The following is a 16,618-nucleotide window of genomic DNA, read 5'->3' on the forward strand; positions in this document are numbered from 1 at the left end:
AAGTAAATATAATTTTTTGACGATATACTAAGATAAGATGAAATAGTGTTTCGGATTTTGTCTGTTTTACTAAATGGAGGTTTTTGCCTTATGATGAGATCATTATGGTCCGCCGCTTCAGGCATGAAGGGCGAACAGAAACAGATGGATGTTCTTTCCCACAATATTGCCAATGTTAACACTTATGGCCACAAGCCTCAGCGTGCAGAATTTCAGGATCTGGTTTATCAGACCCTGCGGGCAGGCGGTTCTGAAAGTGGTGACGGTACCATGTATCCTACTCCTGTTCAGATTGGTCTTGGCTCCAAGTTTTCTGCCACTACCCGTGTGTTCGCCCAGGGTAATGTTCAGGTGACGGACAATGTTACTGACATAGCCATAGAGGGTGAGGGCTTCTTCCAGATTCTCCTGCCGGACGGCACCACCGCCTACACCAGAGACGGTTCCTTTAAGGTGGATGCTGACCGTAATCTGGTTACCACAGATGGTTATCAGCTTACGAATAATATTCAGTTTGATGCCAATGCACCAGCTGACAGTATAACTATTTCCTCCGCAGGGGTGGTTTCAGATACCCCGGCGGGAGGCGATCCTACAGTGGTGGGACAGATTACCCTGGCCAGATTCCTGAATCCGTCTGGTCTTACCGCCATTGGAAAGAATATGTTTATTGAATCCGCTGCATCAGGAGAGCCACTGGAAAACAATCCTGGCATTGACGGCACCGGAACTCTTATTCAGAGTGCATTGGAAATGTCCGCTGTCCAGATTGTGGACGAAATGGTTAATATGATTGTGGCCCAGCGTGCTTACGAGTCCAACGCCAAGGCCATAACCACCTCCGACTCCATGTTGGAGATTGCCAACGGATTGAAGCGGTGATGAGTAAAATCCTTGGTCTGTTATTGGCGGTTTTTTTGCTGCTGCCCATGTCGTCTTCCGAAGGAGCCAGGGTGGTGGTGGCCCCTACGGAGCAGTTACCCCAGGTGATACTCCGTGAGCAGCTGATACAGCAGGCAACCATTGGCATCGAGGATTATCTCCAGACTGGTGGGGAAACCCGCCGTCATACCATTGAGGAGATAAATACCCCGGCGGGGCTGCGGCTGCCGCAGGGGCGTATAACCTACAGAACAACTCTTCCCAATGGGGTGCGTTTGGGGAAGGGGACCCAGGTGAATGTGGATGTGCTGTTAAATGGCAGTAAATACGCCACCATGCGCTGCTTGATGAGGGTCCGGGCTTTTGACCAGATGGTCACTGCCAATAAGCAGCTGATTCAGGGCACGGAAATTACAGCCCAGGACCTGCGCATTGACGAGCGTGAGTACAAGGGTGAAAACTGGACCTATTTTACTGACATAAAGCAGGTTATTGGCAAGGTGGCCCGTCGTGGCATCGGCCAGGGGGAGATTATTACCTCCCGAAATATTCAGAATCCGGTGATTATTCATTCCGGTGATTTAATAGATCTTTCTGCAGTGGTTAACGGCATACGGGTGACCACCCAGGGGAAGGCTCTGGAAAATGGCCGCGAAGGTGAATATATAAATGTAAAGAATCTGAGCTCCAACAAGGTGGTTCGGGGCAAGGTGATTGATAAGAACAACGTGGAAATTTCCCGTTAAATTCAGATATTGTATTTGTATGAACGGAGGCAGGTGAGCTAAATGAAATATGTTTTGTCCGTTATAATGGGGGCAATAATGTTTTTTCAGATGGGGATAGGGGTTCCTTCCACCGCCGGGGCTGTAAGCCTGTGGAGCGAGGAGAGCCATAATCTTTTCACGGACCATAGGGCATCCCAGGTGGGAGATCTGGTAACTATTATTATCAGCGAGAATGCCAGCACCTCCACCTCCAAGAATTCCAGCAATTCCAAGAATGGCAGCCAGAACCTCAGTGCGGGTATCGGTATTTTTGATTTCCTGTCAGCTGCCAGTGCCAGCCAGAATGACAGCTTCAATGCCAAGGGAAGCGCCACTAATACCAACACTGCCAGGGGCACTATAACTGCCACAGTTGTGGATGTGGCACCAAATGGCAATCTGATTATTGAAGGTACCCAGTCCATTTGGAACAACAAGAATGAGCATAAGATTACCATTCAGGGCATAATCCGTCCTGATGATATTACTTACCGCAATACCATTCCATCCAACAAGGTGGCTGAGGCTACTGTTAAATTCGATGGCAAGGGTCCATTGAATGCCAAGCAGAGACAGGGTATTATTACCCAGATTTTCAACTTCCTGTTCTAATCAGTAGAACGTTATGGGGGATTAAAGATGAAATCCATTGTGAGAATATTATCTTTGGTGCTGTGCCTGTGTGTTATGGCCACGAGTGTGGCCTTTGCGGACAGCGCAACCACCAGAATAAAGGATATTGCCAAGGTTCAGGGAGTCCGCTCCAACCAGTTGGTGGGCTATGGCCTGGTTGTTGGTCTTAATGGTACAGGTGATTCCAACAAGATGACTCCTACCATTCAGTCCATCGGCAATATGATGAATGCCTTTGGTGTTCTTTTTGATGTTTCCGGGCTGAAGCCGAAGAATGTGGCGGCTGTTATTGTAACTGCCACACTGCCTCCTTTCGTCCGTGAGGGTGACAATATTGATATTACTGTTTCCTCCATTGGTGATGCTACTAGTATTCAGGGGGGAACCCTGGTACAGACCCCGCTTAAGGCAGCTAACGGCAATGTATACGCCGTGGCCCAGGGGGCTGTGTCCACTGGCGGTTTTATGGCAGGACGTGGCAGCGGCAGTGCTCAGAAGAACTTCCCTACTGTAGGTACCACCCCAAATGGAGCCATTGTGGAGCGCAGCGTGGAGGATGATCTTACTGAGCTGGGGGGCAAGCTTTCTCTTTCCCTCAACAAGTCTGACTTTATCACTGCCAGCCGTGTGGCTGCTGCCATTAACGGCAGCTTCGGGGGGATAGCCCATGCGGTCAATCCGGGGCGGGTGGATGTAACCATTCCGGCATATTACCGCAATTCCGTGGTGGATTTTGTGGCCTCCCTTGAGGAGCTTTACATTACTCCTGACAATGTGGCCAAGGTGGTACTGAACGAGCGCACTGGCACTATCGTTATGGGGGGCAACGTGTCCGTTGACAGCATTGCCATTACCCAGGGCGGCCTCAGCATAAGAATCAAGAAGGAAACTGAGGTGAATCAGCCGGAGCCTTTCAGTATGGGCAAAACCGTGACTACTGAGACGGAATCCGCCGAGGTGGAGGAGCAGACAGCCAATTCCATCGTCCTTCCTGCCACTGCCAATATTAACGATATTGTAGGTGCTCTCAATGCTGTGGGGGCAACTCCGCGTGATATTATTTCCATTTTGCAGGCCATTAAGGCCTCCGGGGCTCTCCACGCAGAGCTGGAGATTATCTAAGGGTGATATTATGAATATTGATAATGTAAGCAGCAACTGGATAATGGCCCAGCAGGCCACTGACAGCAACAACAGGGCCGTGGAGGATGCCCAGAGCTTCGCTGATGAGTTGAAAAGGGCAAGCGATTACGTGGCAAGGCCAAGGGTTCAGACAAAGGATCCCACGGGAAAGATGACTCCTGAGCAGCTGGCCTATGACAAAAAGCTGCGGGAGGCATGCCAGGGCTTTGAAGCCATGTTCCTTAACATTATGTACAAGGAAATGCGCAATACCGTGCCGGAAAACAGCCTTTTCGGTGATTCCAATGCCGACAAGATACTGCAGGATATGCGGGACACGGAAATGGTGAATCAGATGGCCAAGGCCGGAGGTGTGGGCCTTGGAGAGATGCTGTATAAGCAACTTACCCTGGAAGACAAGGCCAGAGCAGACTGGACCAAGCGGATTGAGAATATGGACCCTAAAGACAAGGTGTTAAGGACCTGATTTTGGGTAGATGAATTAATGGGGGCTGTTGCAAGGAACGCAATGGCCCTCTTATTTTAGAAAACGATTTTTTGTATGTGAATTTAGGAGCTTAATTTAGTATGAATTTTAACAAGAAGAAAATTGCGGCGGCTGTTTTGGCAGCGGCCTTTACCTTAAATATAGCAGGGCTTTCGGACAGTGTTTCTTACGCTGCAGCAAAGAAAACCAACAGAAAACCGGCAGTTCAGACTACTCAGTCCGTAAAGCCAAATAAACCATCTAATAATGCACAGAATGCCCAGACTGCACAGAGCAGCCGCCAGGCGGTGCTGAGCAATATCCGTCTGGGGGATAATGCCACCTATACCCGTGTTGTGCTGGACATGAGCGCGGCCAAGAAATACACTGCAGTTTACGAAAACAATAATACCCGTCTCGTTATAACTATGGATGGGGTTACTTCACCTCTGGCAGCAGCTCCTGCCGCCAAGGGGGCCCTGAAGGATATTATTTTGGCGAAATACGGTGATACCCTGCAGATTATATTGGATATGAAGGCAGCTATGCCAAACAAGGTCTATACCCTGCAAAATCCAAACCGCATCGTTATTGATGTAAACAAGGAATACGAGGAGGAATCCCTCAATCAGGTGGAGGATGGCCTTCTTAACGGAAAGTACGTGCGGGTGGACGGCCGCGGCATGCTCACTGCCTATATGCTGGATATTGACCCGAAAAAATTTGACGTGAAGCTGGCCCTGGGCGCCGGGAATGTTTCCTCGGGCCTCAGAAAGCTTACCACCATTGCCAGCAATAACGGGGCAGTGGCCGGTGTAAATGGCGGATACTTTGACTGGAGTGGGGATTTCCTTATTGGGGACATACGCATTAATGGCAAGACTGCGGGTATTGGAGTCCAGAACCGCACTGGCCTTATTAAGCGTAAGGATGGCTCCTACGATATTGGCAGGGGTAATTACTCCGGGGCTATCAATGTAAATGGCCGCAGCATTTCCTTCTGGGGAGTCAACTGTCCGCGTACTACGGATTCTGTGGTTATGTATAATTCACTTTACGGCTATTCCACCGGCACCAATGAATTTGGCACTGAGTATGTTATTGTCAACGGCCGGGTACAGGCCATTAACCAGGGTAACAGCGTAATTCCTGCCAACGGGGTAGTTGTATCTGTCCACGGCCAGTCCCAGGCCAACTTTGCGGGGCTTAAGGTTGGGGACAAGGCCACCGTTGTGGAGGGCTTCGGCCCAGAGGTGGGAGATGCCCCTGATTTTTACGGTGCAGGACCTCAGCTGGTGGCCAATGGCAAGGTAAGCGTTGCCTCCAATGCAGAGCAGTTCGGCAATGACGTGGCAGGAGGCCGTGCCCCAAGAACCGCTGTGGGCTTAAAAGACAACGGTCACCTGTTGCTTATGGTGGTGGATGGCCGCCAGAGCCACAGTATCGGGGCTTCCCTTACTGAAATGGGCCAGCTGCTGGTAAAATACGGCGCAGTAAAGGGCTTCAACCTTGATGGCGGCGGTTCCTCAGAAATGATACTGAACAACCGCATAGTAAATTCACCATCTGAGGGAGTAGAACGCCGCATCGGTAATGCGATGTTAGTTATGAGAAAAAATTAATAAAAATGGCAGGAACATTTTCCTGCCATTTTGATTTTGTTACTGTTGTTTTTCAGATATATATACTATAATGTTAATTGTATGTTGCATTATTTTGCAAAATCCTAAGAGGTGATTATTATAAATAGATTTTTACATAAATTAAGAAAAAATGTGCTGGCGGCCTCCATTGCCCTCACTCTGGCGGCGGGTTCCGTATGCTTTGCCATGCCGGAGATTATGCCCCTTTCAGAGGTGACTCCGGGCATGAGCGGCAAGGGCTATACCATTATAGATAGAAGCGGAGAAATCAAATCCTTCGATGTGGAGGTTGTGGGGGTAAACGGCAGCAGCTCCAAGCTGGCTTCTCCCCGAATTCTCATTGATTTGTCCGGAGATATGATCAAAACCACCGGGGGTATTGTTTCAGGCATGAGCGGTTCCCCTGTTTACGTGGACGGCAAGCTCATTGGTGCAGCCTCTGCCTCCTTTAGCAATGTATACCTTGATAAGCGGGTTATGGTAACCCCTATTGAATACATGCTGAAGCTATGGGAACTGCCGGATAACAAGAACAAGGGCCAGCTGCCTCAGATTGACTTGAAGCAAATCCGGGAGGAAGCAGCCAAGAAGGCTGAGGAGGAAAAGAAGGCAGAGGAAGAGAAGAAAACTGCAGAGGAAAAGGCAGCTGCTGATGTGGCAGCCGATGCCAAAAAAGATGATGTTGAGTCTAAAGAATCTTCTGCTGATAAAACCATAAAAGATACAGATAAAGACAAGGAAAATGCAGTAACAGAAACTCCTTCAGAGGAAAAGCCAGCTGATGAAAGCGGGGCTGACAACACATATATAACCAAGGAAGAACTGGAGGCGGAGAAAGAGGCCCAGGAGCCTGAAAAGAAGCCTGAAATCCCTGAGGGGGACGATATTCATGACAGGGAAAAGGCCTGGAAAATGGTATCCGGCTTCTCAGAAAAGGGCGTGGATTTCCTTTCTCAGAAGCTTCCCGGCATAAAGCTGCGGGATGTGGCCAACTGGAATTCCAATGCCAGTCCTGCCTCCATCGATTACAATGCTGCTCTTGAGCCCGGCGGGGCTGTAGGTGTGGCAGAGATTGTAGGGGATTATTTCATGGGAGCCATTGGCACAGTAACTGCCGTGGACGGTAACAGGGTGCTGGCCTTTGGCCATGGACATACCAACCGGGGCAACGTAAATTACTTCATGACTGGGGCAGATGTATTCTCCACAGCCCATGGCCCTCTGGACGGTATGAAAATCGGCCACATGAATTCCATTATCGGCAGGGTAAATCAGGACCGCATTGACGGTGTGGCTGGCCTTCTTGGGGAGTATCCACAGAATGTTCCCGTGATTCTCACGGTAAATGATACTGATCTGGCCAATTCCCAGACATATAATTCCTTTATCGCCTATGATGAGGACGTGGTTCCGATTCTCACAGCGGCCATGGTTTATGACTCCACCTACAAGACCATTGACAGAGCTTTGGACGGCACTGCCAAGGTTCACTTCCGTATCCGTACCGATATGGGGGAAAATGGAGTAATTGAGCGCACCAATATGTTCTACAGCTCCAATGATGTGGGCAAACAGGCAGTAGGTGAGCTTAATGAAATCTTGAATACCATTTGCACCAACAAGGATCGTGAGGCCAACATCTACGACGTGAAGGTGGATGTATTTATTGGTGGCCAGCGCATGACTGCCGCTATTTTGTCCGCAACTCCTGATAAAACCGAGGTATGCCCTGGGGACAAGGTGATATTCAATACCACCTTGAAGCCATATCGTCAGGAGAAGGTAACTGTGGAGGTGCCTTATACGGTGCCAAAGACCCAGCTGCCGGGTACATTGAATCTTGATATTCACGGCGGCGGCCTTATAAATGTGGCCAAGCTGCTTCTGGCCCAGCAGTCCGGGGATGCTTCCCTGGAGGAGGACCAGAACGTAAAGACCGAGGAAAAAATAAAGGAAATGCTGAAAACCGCCTGCAACAATGACATTGTGGTGGAGCCCGCAGCAGCCCCTATTTTGACCGAGGAGCAGCAGAAGGCAGCTGTCAAGGAGGCCATCAAGCAGTCCAAAAAGCTGGCAAAAAATGGCAACAAGGCCAACAGAGACAACTCCAAGACAGTGGAAGCCGTGCAGAAGACAGCCTCTGACTACGTAATAGAAAATGTAATTCACACAACCATAAAAGTTGTAGAGAAAAAAGACAACAATTGATTTTTTTGTATTTTATGAGGGCTTAATAAATTATGTTTGTTAGGTTTCTGGAAATAATTGGTGCTTCAGTTCTGGAGCTGTTATATTTTATCGGCGACGTTATGCTGCTCTTTATTGGGGCCGTAAAACAGATGCCTGTGAAAATCCGTCCGGGCCACGTCATCCACCAGATGTCCCATCTGGGGGTGGACACCTTGCCTATAGTGTCCCTTACCATGATGTTTACAGGCATGGTTATGACATTGCAGGTGGCCAACGAATTCATCAAAATGGGTGCCGAGTCCACCGTAGGTGGAATTATAGCCATTGCCATTGGACGCGAGTTGGGCCCCGTACTGGTGGGGGTCGTGGCGGCAGGCCGCGTGGGCTCTGCCATGACGGCGGAAATCAGCACCATGAAGGTAACGGAGCAGATTGATGCCCTGCGGGTTATGGGAACAAATCCCCTGGGGTATCTTGTGGTGCCCCGGATGCTGGCCTGTATGATAATGGTTCCCTTGCTCACTGTCTACGGCGATGTTATTGGCGTTGTGGGGGGCTGGGGAGTAGCAAAATACTATTCCGGCATATCTTCCTACGTATATGTTAATTCCATTCCCGAATATGCAGTGCTGAACGATCTCACCGGCGGTCTCATAAAGGCCGTGGTCTTTGGTGTGGTTATTGCGGTTTTGGGCTGTTATTACGGCATGAAGGCCCCTGAGGGGGCCGAGGGTGTTGGCAAGGCCACCACCAAGTCCGTGGTAAGCGCCATTGTGGTTATTTTCATGTTAAATGTACTGCTTTCCATGGTACTGTATTAACTGATGGTGGAGAGGTTCCATGATTAAAATCGAAAACGTATCCATGTCCTTTGGGGACAAGAAGGTACTGGACAACATAAATCTGGAAATAAAGGACGGGGAAACCCTGGCCATTATTGGTGGCTCCGGCTCCGGCAAGAGTACATTGCTGCGGCTGATGATTGGCCTTGACCGCCCAACCAGCGGAAAAATCTGGCTGGGGGACAAGGATATTGCCCACATGCCGGAAAAGGAGCTGGATGAAATTCGCCTCCACATGGGCATGGTTTTCCAGTATTCAGCCCTCTTTGATTCCATGACTGTGGGGGATAATGTGGCCTTTGGCTTAAGGGAGCATACTGACTACAGCGAGGAAAAAATAGCGGAGATAGTTAAAGAGAAGCTGGATGTGGTGGGACTGCCGAATACGGAGACCATGATGCCAGGGGAGCTTTCCGGCGGTATGAAGAAGCGTGTAAGTCTGGCCAGGGCAATCGCCTTTGGCCCTGAAATTATATTTTACGATGAGCCCAGCTCCGGTCTTGACCCCATTATGACGGACAAGATTGATGAGCTGATTATTTCCACCCAGAAGCGTCTGGGGGTAACCTCGGTGGTGGTAACCCACGATATGGAAAGTGCAATTCATATTGCTGACAGAATCGCCATGATTTACGAGGGAAAGCTTATTGCAACCGATACAGTGGATAATTTCCGCAGGATAGAGGATCCGCGGGTCAGGGCATTTTTACGTGGCCTGTATATTGGCAAGGAGGCATAGGGGTGAATACAGAGGTTAAGGTTGGTGCCTTTACAGTGGGGGGCTTGGCCCTGGTAATGGCAGTGTTTGTGTTTTTGACCAATTTCAGTTTTGGGGGAGACAAAAGCTATAATCTTTACGTTAATTTCGGCCAGGCCATAGGCCTGACACCGGGCAATGCTGTGGCTTATGCGGGGGTGACTGTGGGCAGCGTGGAGGTTATCAGCCCAAATGGCCCCGGTGTTTTGGTGAAGGTAAAAATTCAGGATGATGTGAAAATTCCGAGAAAATCCGCCTTTATCATTACCTCCAACGGTGTAATGGGGGCCAAGTTCGTAAATATCCAGCCAGCTCCCGACAGTGATTTGAACGATTGCTATCAGCCCGAGGATTATGTGGAAGGCCAGGGGGAAACTGGCATTGACAACGTAATGGAGGGGGTAAGTGCGGCCCTTGACCAGGTCCATGAGCTGCTGGCCAATCTGAATGATATTATTGGGGATAATGAAACCAAGACTGCATTGAAGGATATTTCACTTAATATGCGTGAAGTGACGGAAAACATGAAGGTTATGACCGCCAGCCTTGCTGATGTTACAGTGAGCTCCCAGGAGGATATCCGCAATATGGCCCGTAATCTCAATTTGATGACTGCAAGCTTGACCCGCAGTGCCAACAGCGTGGAGTCCATGATAAATACCTTCAGCGGTGACGGGGCCACGGCGGAGAATCTTAAGCTGGCAGTAAATAATTTGTCTGAGGCCAGTGTGCGCCTTAACAATATGGCCAAGTCCCTGGAGGGGGTAGTAACTGACCCACAGGTGGCAGATGATTTGAAGCAGACCATTCACAATACCAGGAATCTTACGGAAAGAGCCGATAACATGATGAACAAGATTTCCAGCATCAAGGTGGGTGGCGGTCTGGAAACCATGTACAGTGGCGGCAAACACGACTGGTCCAGTAATATGGACATTGGTCTTTACAGCGGCAACAGCTACGGCAAAATCGGTGTTTCCGATATTGGCCGTGATAATTATTTCAACCTTCAGGGGGGCACCCGCTCCGGTATGTTCGGGGCCCATGGAGGCATTATTGACAGTAAGGCAGGTCTGGGCATAGATCTTTTCGGGGGCGACAAGGTTCAGCTTTCCGTGGATGCCTACGACCCAAATGAGTTTAAGCTCCGTTCCCGCCTTTCCTTTGAGGTGGCCCCTGACACCTATCTCTTTACCCAGGTGAATGACATTAATCGCAGCAGAACCAGGGCAACCTACTTCGGTTTGCGCCGAAGCTTCTAAAATTGATTTTTTAATCTTATTCTCATGATTTTTTCAAATATAGGTAGTAATATACTACACTAGAGGAGGTATCTATTGATGAAAAGAAATAGATTCAAGTATTTAACTGCCCTGGTAATCAGCGGTATTATGACCATGTCCATGGCCGGCACTGCAATGGCTGAAACCATGGATGTAGATATTGAGGATTGCGTAAATTTGGCCATGGCCAATAACCATACAGTTAAGAGTGCCATTGACGATTATGATTCTGCAGTGTGGGCCCGTCATGAAGCCCGCCGCACCCACGGCCCAACCCTTAACTGGACCAGCGCTGCCCGTCACATTGGTGGCAGGGTTTATGAGTTATCCAATGTGAACTCCCTGTATACCAATACGGTGGCTGTAAGTATGCCTATTTACACCGGCGGTCAGCTGGAGGGCACCATAAAGGCGGCAGATTTGGCCATGGATGCCAGTGAACTGGCTCTGGAGGCCACCAAGCAGGGGATAAAGGCCAAGACCCAGGCCGCTTATTACAATGCTTTGAACTGCCGTAACCAGATAAAGGTATCCCAGAATTCCGTAAAGACACTGGAGGAGCATTTGCGTAATGTTAATGCCCAGTTCAGTGCCGGAACTGTGGCCAAGTCTGATTTACTTGCTTCCCAGGTTCAGCTGGCCAACGCCCAGCTGGCTCTGGTATCTTCCCAGAATAATTACGATGTGGCTATTTCCACACTTAACAATGTGGTGGGACTTCCTGCTAGTACTGAGCTGAACCTTAAGGACGAGCTGGGGTATATTCCTTATGAGATTTCCCTTGAGCAGTGCTCGGAGTACGCCCAGGAGAACCGCCCGGATATTCTGGCGGCAGATTACAAGGTAAAGATTGCCGAGGCTAAGCGGGATGTGGCTTCCTCCGGCAATTTGCCAAAGGTTAATGCTGCTGTTTCCAAGACCATTACTGGTGAGAAGCCTTTCCATGAGGACAACGGTCCTGCTGAGGCTTTCTTCTCCCAGAATAACTGGTATGCCGGCATTGGCCTCAGCTGGGACATTTTCGACAACAATGTTACCCAGGCCAAGGTTAAGCAGGCCAAGTTTGCCATAGAAAAGGCCAAGGAGGCTGCCCAGGAGGCACGGGATAACGGTGATTTGGAGGTTCGCACCGCATATCTTAATCTCATCGCTGCGGAAAAGAGCATTTCCACCGCCAAGGTGGCCATGGAAAAGGCCCAGGAGGATTACGCAATTGCCCAGGTCCGCTATTCCGCCGGTGTGGGCACCAATCTGGACGTAATGGATGCGGAGGAGAAGCTTACCTCTGCCCAGAGTAATTATTACAACGCCCTCTACAAGTACAATTCCAGCAAGGCTGCACTGGACAAGGCCATGGGTCTCATGGTGGATTTGGATGTAACCCAGCTGAAGGAAAAAATAGCAAAAAATTAATGTAATTTTCAAATAGTTTACAGTTTAGTATGTTATACTTAAATTGCAATATGCAGTGTTAAGTATATAGCTGCCACCTTATTGCGTGGCAGCTTTTCTTTTTATAAAGTTTCTTTGATATGGATTTTCTAGGGGGATAATTAATGGACCGTAAGATTATGGGCGGGGCCGCTGGGCTGTTGGGCGCAGTGCTTATACTGGTGGTCTGTGTTTACGGTTATATCACATCTTCGGCCTTTACGGAGAGGGCGGCGGAAAATGCAGCTTCCATTGCCAGTGAGGTGCTGGAGACCAAGGTGGAAATCGGCCAGGTGAAGGTGGATTCCTTTCATTCCGTGGATATAAGGGATATTGCTGTTTATGATAAGCAGGATAAGATAATTGCCAGGGCAGCTGATGCCAAAGTGGGCTTCAGCTATTTTGCCATGCTTAAAAACTCCGTTTCTGAGGGCATCAGGGATGTGTATATCACTGATGTGGAGGCGGATATTCATCAGCGCAGTGACGGCAGCTGGAACTTTTCTGATCTTGTGTCGGAGGAGCCCAGCGGCAACAAGTTCACTGGCAAGGTGCATGTTGATAATGGCACACTGAAAACTGCCTACAATGGGCAGGAGATTTTGGTGGAGGATTTGCAGGGTGATGTGGATTTTGACAATTATCCCGCCATGCGTATAGAGGGCACAGCCAAAAATCAGGGGGCTCAGGTGAAGGTTGCGGCCAACTACGGCGGTTCCAAGGACACCTTTAATGTGGAAATTACTGATTTGGAGATGGCCAATTACATTGCCTTAATTCCGTCCGGCACTATTCCGGAGGATATGGTGAAGCCGGAGAGCATAAGGGGAAGAATCACCAGAGCAGTGGCTGTAGGTGAGAGAGCTGGATCGGAGCTTTATTACAGCGGTGAGCTGGAGCTGGAAAAGGGCGAGGCTGTTATTCTTGATAAGAAAGTGGAGAATGTTAATGGCCTCTTCACCTTTACTGAAAAGGCAATTCAGGTGTTTATGAATGCAGAGACCGCCGGTCAGAAGGCCACTGCCAAGGGCAAGGTGAAGCTGGTGGAGGGCCGTCCGATACTGGATTTGACCGTGGCCTCTGATGGCTTTGAGCCAGGGGCTCTTATGGACGATATTCCATATAGTGGCCCAGTGTCCTTTATTGCCAGGGTAACCGGGGATGCCACCAATCCTGTGGTGGATGCAGATGTGAAAATTTCTGAGGGCAGTGTCAGCGGCTACGATTTTACCAACTGCAGTGCCAGAGTAAGATATGCTGACCAGACGGTCACTGTAACAGAAATTGCCGGGGATATTTTCGGCGGCCATGTTACAGGAGAAGGGGATTTTGATGCCAAGACCTTCAATTTTGTGGCCAAGGTGAAGGCTGAGGGGGTTAATCTTTCCCAGGCCTCTGGCAAGATTCCTGAGCTGGCTGAAGCAGGGGGGAGTGCATCTGCGGATCTCTTTGTTACTGGTAACGTTAATGATATTGGCAATACCCGGGTAATGGGCAATATAAGCTCTGACGGGGCCTCCTATATGGGCATTGGCGCCAACAGAATAGATGGCTCATTTATTTATCAGAATAAGGACCTCCATGTGGACTATATAAGTGCTATTCTTGAAAATGGCGGTGAAGTGGGACTTCAGGGGGATGTGCTTTTTGGTAAGGAGCTTGATATAAGCTTCTACGGCCGTGATTTTGATTTGTCACTTATCAGAAATATTGCCCCAGAGGCGGATGTTTCCGGCCTGAGCGATTTTAAGGGAAAATTAAAGGGGACCCTGGATGACCCTGTATTGGGTGCTTCCTTTGCTGCCCGTGAGGGTGTCCTCTTCCAGCAGCCATTTAAGCGGCTTCACGGCAAGGCCATTGGGGGCCTGCGTGGTGTGGGGGTTAAGGACCTTATTATCGAGGGTGACTATGACAACCGCTGGGAAGTAAACGGTATAGTGGGCTTCCTGGGTGAAAGAAGAGTTCATCTTACCGTATCCACCCAAAATGCCCGCATGGAAAATATGCTGAGGGCAGCCCAGGTGGATATTCCTCTTACGGGAAGTGTGGACAATGAGATTGAAGTAACAGGGACCCTGGATAATCCATTGGTACAGGGCCACTTTACATACAAGCTGGGAAAATTTGACGATGAAATCGTTATTCAGAGTATTACGGGTAACTACACCTATGAAAATGATTTATTGACCCTTAGCGATATTAATATCCAGTCACCTGGTATCAAGGCCTATATAGGCAGTGGCACCATTACCTCCGGGGGGGATATGAATATTACCGTGGAGGCCAAGGATATTAATCTGGATGATTTTGACAGGAAATCACCAATCCCGTTGGATGGCTATATTAATTTCACCGGTACCCTCACGGGCAATGTGGAGTCACCGATTTTCCACGGTACAGTTTCCTCCAATGGGGTTATTATCCGTGGGGAAGAATTTGATGAGGTGGCAGGAGATATTGACTACCGCAATCATCGGATTTTCTTCAAGAATATGTACGTGAAGCAGGGGGAAGGTAAATATAACCTCAATGCCAGCTACAATTCTGTCACTGAGGCCATTGGAGGAAGCATCACCCTGGAGAATGTGGATATTAAGTCCCTTGGGGTTGTGGCAGGCTGGCAGAACAACAATATTACGGGAAAGCTGAACGGAAACTGCAATATTGGGGGCACTGTGGATAATCCAAGCCTGGTTATTGGGGCCTATGTTACTGATGGTCATTTCGGCACATATCCTATTAATGATGTTTATTGCAATGCCACCCTCGATAATAGGGTTATAAAAATAAAGAATCTCACTGGAACCGAGGGCACTCAGGGCAGATTTACAGCTCTTGGAACCATTGATCTGGATGGTGAGCTGTCCCTGACAGCAGATGCCACCAATATTGATGCAGGGGCATTGGCGGGAGCCGCGGGCTATGACGGCGAAATCACCGGCAAGGTTAACTGTCATGTGGAGGCTGCGGGGGAAAGTGCCAACCCAATGGCTGAAATTAACCTTTATGGTGAAGATATTGGGGTAAGGGGAGCATCCCTTGATTCCATTTCCGGCAAGTTTATGCTGCAGGACAAAACCATCCACATTACAGAGCCTTTGGTGGCCAAGAAAATGGTGGGGAATAATTCCAACAGAGTGGTGGTGACGGGCTATACGCCCTTGGGAGCTTTCCGCTCTGATGAGGCTGATGGCAATGAGCAAATGAATCTCACTGTATCCCTGGAGGATGCGGATCTTGCATTGCTGCCAACTATTTCCAAATACGTGGAGTGGGCAGTGGGAGAAACGGATGGAACAGTGCACATTACGGGTACTTTGGGCCGTCCTGCCTTTGAGGGGAATATTGCTGTTACTGGGGGCGCCTTCAAGATAAAGGGCGTTGCCAATCCGGTAACGGATATGGAATTGCGCCTTTCCATGCTGGGGAATACCTTTATGATGGAGAACTTCAGCGGCAGGATGGGTGAGGGTACCTACAAGATGACGGGCTATACAGAAATGGATGGTCTTAATCCTGTAAGCTATCATTTGGGCTTTGATGCCGACCATCTGGATTTGCGCTGTGATTTCTTCAGGGGGCCTCTGACCACCACCATTAATATTGACAGTCTTGATAAGCCCGATGAATTTATAAAGGGTGAACCAGTGGCAGCCAGAACCATCCCCCGGGTTTCCGGACGGCTGTTTTTGGAAAATGTGGTGCTTTCCACGCCCCCAATTCCAACGGACAGTACGGAGATGCCAGAGGTGGGACTTGATTTCGATGTTGAGCTGGGCAAGGGGGTTCGTTTTGTCAGTGCAAATCTGGGGAACCTACAGCTGGTGGGTGAAGCACATTTCCAGGGTACAACCCTTATGCCACATACCAGCGGTGCCATTACAGTAAAGAAGGGTACTATAAATTATCTCAAGACCAATTTCCAGGTTTTCGAGGGAGCGGTTCAGTTTAACAGAAGCGACAGCCTTTATCCTTCAATTACTCTTAAGGCCGGCACCAAGGTGGCCAGCACAAGTGTATTTGTAAGTCTCGATGGTCCGGTGGAGCATATGAGATTCAAACTTATGTCCTCGCCGCCAATGTCGGAGCAGAATATTATCCAGCTCCTTACACTGAGAAGCAATTACAGCTCAAATATGAGCGATTCAGCCAAATTTGCCGCCATGTTCAACGTGGGCCTTTCCATGACAGTGCTTTCCGAGGTGGAAACAGCCATCAGAAATGCCCTGGATTTGGACCTGTTCTCCGTGGAACGTGATACATCGGAAATTCTCAGTGAAAAAACAGGCGACAAAAACTATGAGGAAGTGTATAATATCAAATTGGGTAAGTATATATCTGACAGAACCCTGCTGACCTTTGCCAAGAGTGTAAACAACGATAAATATAAGGCTGGTCTGGAATACGAGCTGACAGATAATCTGAATCTTATGTATCTCTTTGATGAGGATCATGCCCATATCTTTGGTTTATCCCATCAGTTCAGGTTCAACACGGCACCTTCCTACAGTGACGGGGAGAATGAAAGGCTGATTTACAGCGACATGGGCTATGAGAGGATAACCCGCTAGTTTTTATGAA

At 49.0% G+C, this 16,618-nt stretch carries 12 protein-coding genes; all 12 read left to right on the plus strand.

The genetic code is table 11. The annotated features are described in order from the left end of the window. Positions 1–90: 90 nt before the first annotated feature. The 12 genes from flgG (at position 91) to T525_RS0103155 (ending at position 16,608) form a co-directional block, all read left to right on the plus strand. Complete coding sequence (gene flgG / locus T525_RS0103100) at positions 91–882, plus strand: flagellar basal-body rod protein FlgG (protein WP_027405995.1); 792 nt, start codon at positions 91–93, stop codon at positions 880–882. Further along, positions 882–1,628 carry a flagellar basal body P-ring formation chaperone FlgA gene (gene flgA, locus T525_RS0103105; RefSeq protein ID WP_027405996.1) on the plus strand — a complete coding sequence of 249 codons (747 nt, stop codon included), beginning with the start codon at positions 882–884 and terminating at the stop codon, positions 1,626–1,628. Before flgG ends, flgA begins: the two co-directional genes overlap by 1 nt. Positions 1,629–1,694: 66 nt before the next feature. Then, positions 1,695–2,261, plus strand: coding sequence for a flagellar basal body L-ring protein FlgH (locus T525_RS0103110; protein WP_369751933.1), 567 nt, complete (start codon positions 1,695–1,697; stop codon positions 2,259–2,261). 27 nt (positions 2,262–2,288) lie between these two features. Next, positions 2,289–3,404, plus strand: coding sequence for a flagellar basal body P-ring protein FlgI (locus T525_RS0103115; RefSeq protein WP_027405998.1), 1,116 nt, complete (start codon positions 2,289–2,291; stop codon positions 3,402–3,404). A 10-nt stretch (positions 3,405–3,414) separates the two neighbouring features. Further along, positions 3,415–3,891 carry a rod-binding protein gene (locus tag T525_RS14030; protein WP_051533364.1) on the plus strand — a complete coding sequence of 159 codons (477 nt, stop codon included), beginning with the start codon at positions 3,415–3,417 and terminating at the stop codon, positions 3,889–3,891. 101 nt (positions 3,892–3,992) lie between these two features. Then, entirely contained in the window at positions 3,993–5,513 is a 1,521-nt protein-coding gene (locus T525_RS14035) for a phosphodiester glycosidase family protein (RefSeq protein WP_051533365.1), read from the plus strand. A gap of 111 nt (positions 5,514–5,624) precedes the next feature. Further along, complete coding sequence (locus tag T525_RS0103130) at positions 5,625–7,742, plus strand: SpoIVB peptidase S55 domain-containing protein (RefSeq protein ID WP_156945526.1); 2,118 nt, start codon at positions 5,625–5,627, stop codon at positions 7,740–7,742. A gap of 32 nt (positions 7,743–7,774) precedes the next feature. Further along, entirely contained in the window at positions 7,775–8,545 is a 771-nt protein-coding gene (locus T525_RS0103135; protein ID WP_027406000.1) for an ABC transporter permease, read from the plus strand. Positions 8,546–8,564: 19 nt separating this feature from the next. Next, positions 8,565–9,305, plus strand: a complete 741-nt coding sequence (locus T525_RS0103140) for an ABC transporter ATP-binding protein (protein WP_027406001.1) — start codon at positions 8,565–8,567, stop codon at positions 9,303–9,305. A gap of 2 nt (positions 9,306–9,307) precedes the next feature. Continuing rightward, positions 9,308–10,585, plus strand: a complete 1,278-nt coding sequence (locus T525_RS0103145; RefSeq protein ID WP_027406002.1) for an MlaD family protein — start codon at positions 9,308–9,310, stop codon at positions 10,583–10,585. A 78-nt stretch (positions 10,586–10,663) separates the two neighbouring features. Continuing rightward, complete coding sequence (locus T525_RS0103150) at positions 10,664–12,019, plus strand: TolC family protein (RefSeq protein WP_037324944.1); 1,356 nt, start codon at positions 10,664–10,666, stop codon at positions 12,017–12,019. Positions 12,020–12,162: 143 nt separating this feature from the next. Then, positions 12,163–16,608 carry a translocation/assembly module TamB domain-containing protein gene (locus tag T525_RS0103155; RefSeq protein ID WP_027406004.1) on the plus strand — a complete coding sequence of 1,482 codons (4,446 nt, stop codon included), beginning with the start codon at positions 12,163–12,165 and terminating at the stop codon, positions 16,606–16,608. The last annotated feature ends 10 nt before the right edge of the window (positions 16,609–16,618 follow it).

This window comes from Anaerovibrio sp. RM50 (genome assembly GCF_000622005.1).
In the GTDB taxonomy this organism is placed as follows: domain Bacteria; phylum Bacillota; class Negativicutes; order Selenomonadales; family Selenomonadaceae; genus Anaerovibrio.

What these genes read in the sequence shown, in the direction of transcription:
- flgG (WP_027405995.1), top strand. Translation starts at nt 91, where the DNA reads ATGATGAGATCATTATGGTCCGCCGCTTCAGGCATGAAGGGCGAACAG.
- flgA (WP_027405996.1), top strand. Translation starts at nt 882, where the DNA reads ATGAGTAAAATCCTTGGTCTGTTATTGGCGGTTTTTTTGCTGCTGCCC.
- T525_RS0103110 (WP_369751933.1), top strand. Translation starts at nt 1,695, where the DNA reads ATGGGGGCAATAATGTTTTTTCAGATGGGGATAGGGGTTCCTTCCACC.
- T525_RS0103115 (WP_027405998.1), top strand. Translation starts at nt 2,289, where the DNA reads ATGAAATCCATTGTGAGAATATTATCTTTGGTGCTGTGCCTGTGTGTT.
- T525_RS14030 (WP_051533364.1), top strand. Translation starts at nt 3,415, where the DNA reads ATGAATATTGATAATGTAAGCAGCAACTGGATAATGGCCCAGCAGGCC.
- T525_RS14035 (WP_051533365.1), top strand. Translation starts at nt 3,993, where the DNA reads ATGAATTTTAACAAGAAGAAAATTGCGGCGGCTGTTTTGGCAGCGGCC.
- T525_RS0103135 (WP_027406000.1), top strand. Translation starts at nt 7,775, where the DNA reads ATGTTTGTTAGGTTTCTGGAAATAATTGGTGCTTCAGTTCTGGAGCTG.
- T525_RS0103140 (WP_027406001.1), top strand. Translation starts at nt 8,565, where the DNA reads ATGATTAAAATCGAAAACGTATCCATGTCCTTTGGGGACAAGAAGGTA.
- T525_RS0103150 (WP_037324944.1), top strand. Translation starts at nt 10,664, where the DNA reads ATGAAAAGAAATAGATTCAAGTATTTAACTGCCCTGGTAATCAGCGGT.
- T525_RS0103155 (WP_027406004.1), top strand. Translation starts at nt 12,163, where the DNA reads ATGGACCGTAAGATTATGGGCGGGGCCGCTGGGCTGTTGGGCGCAGTG.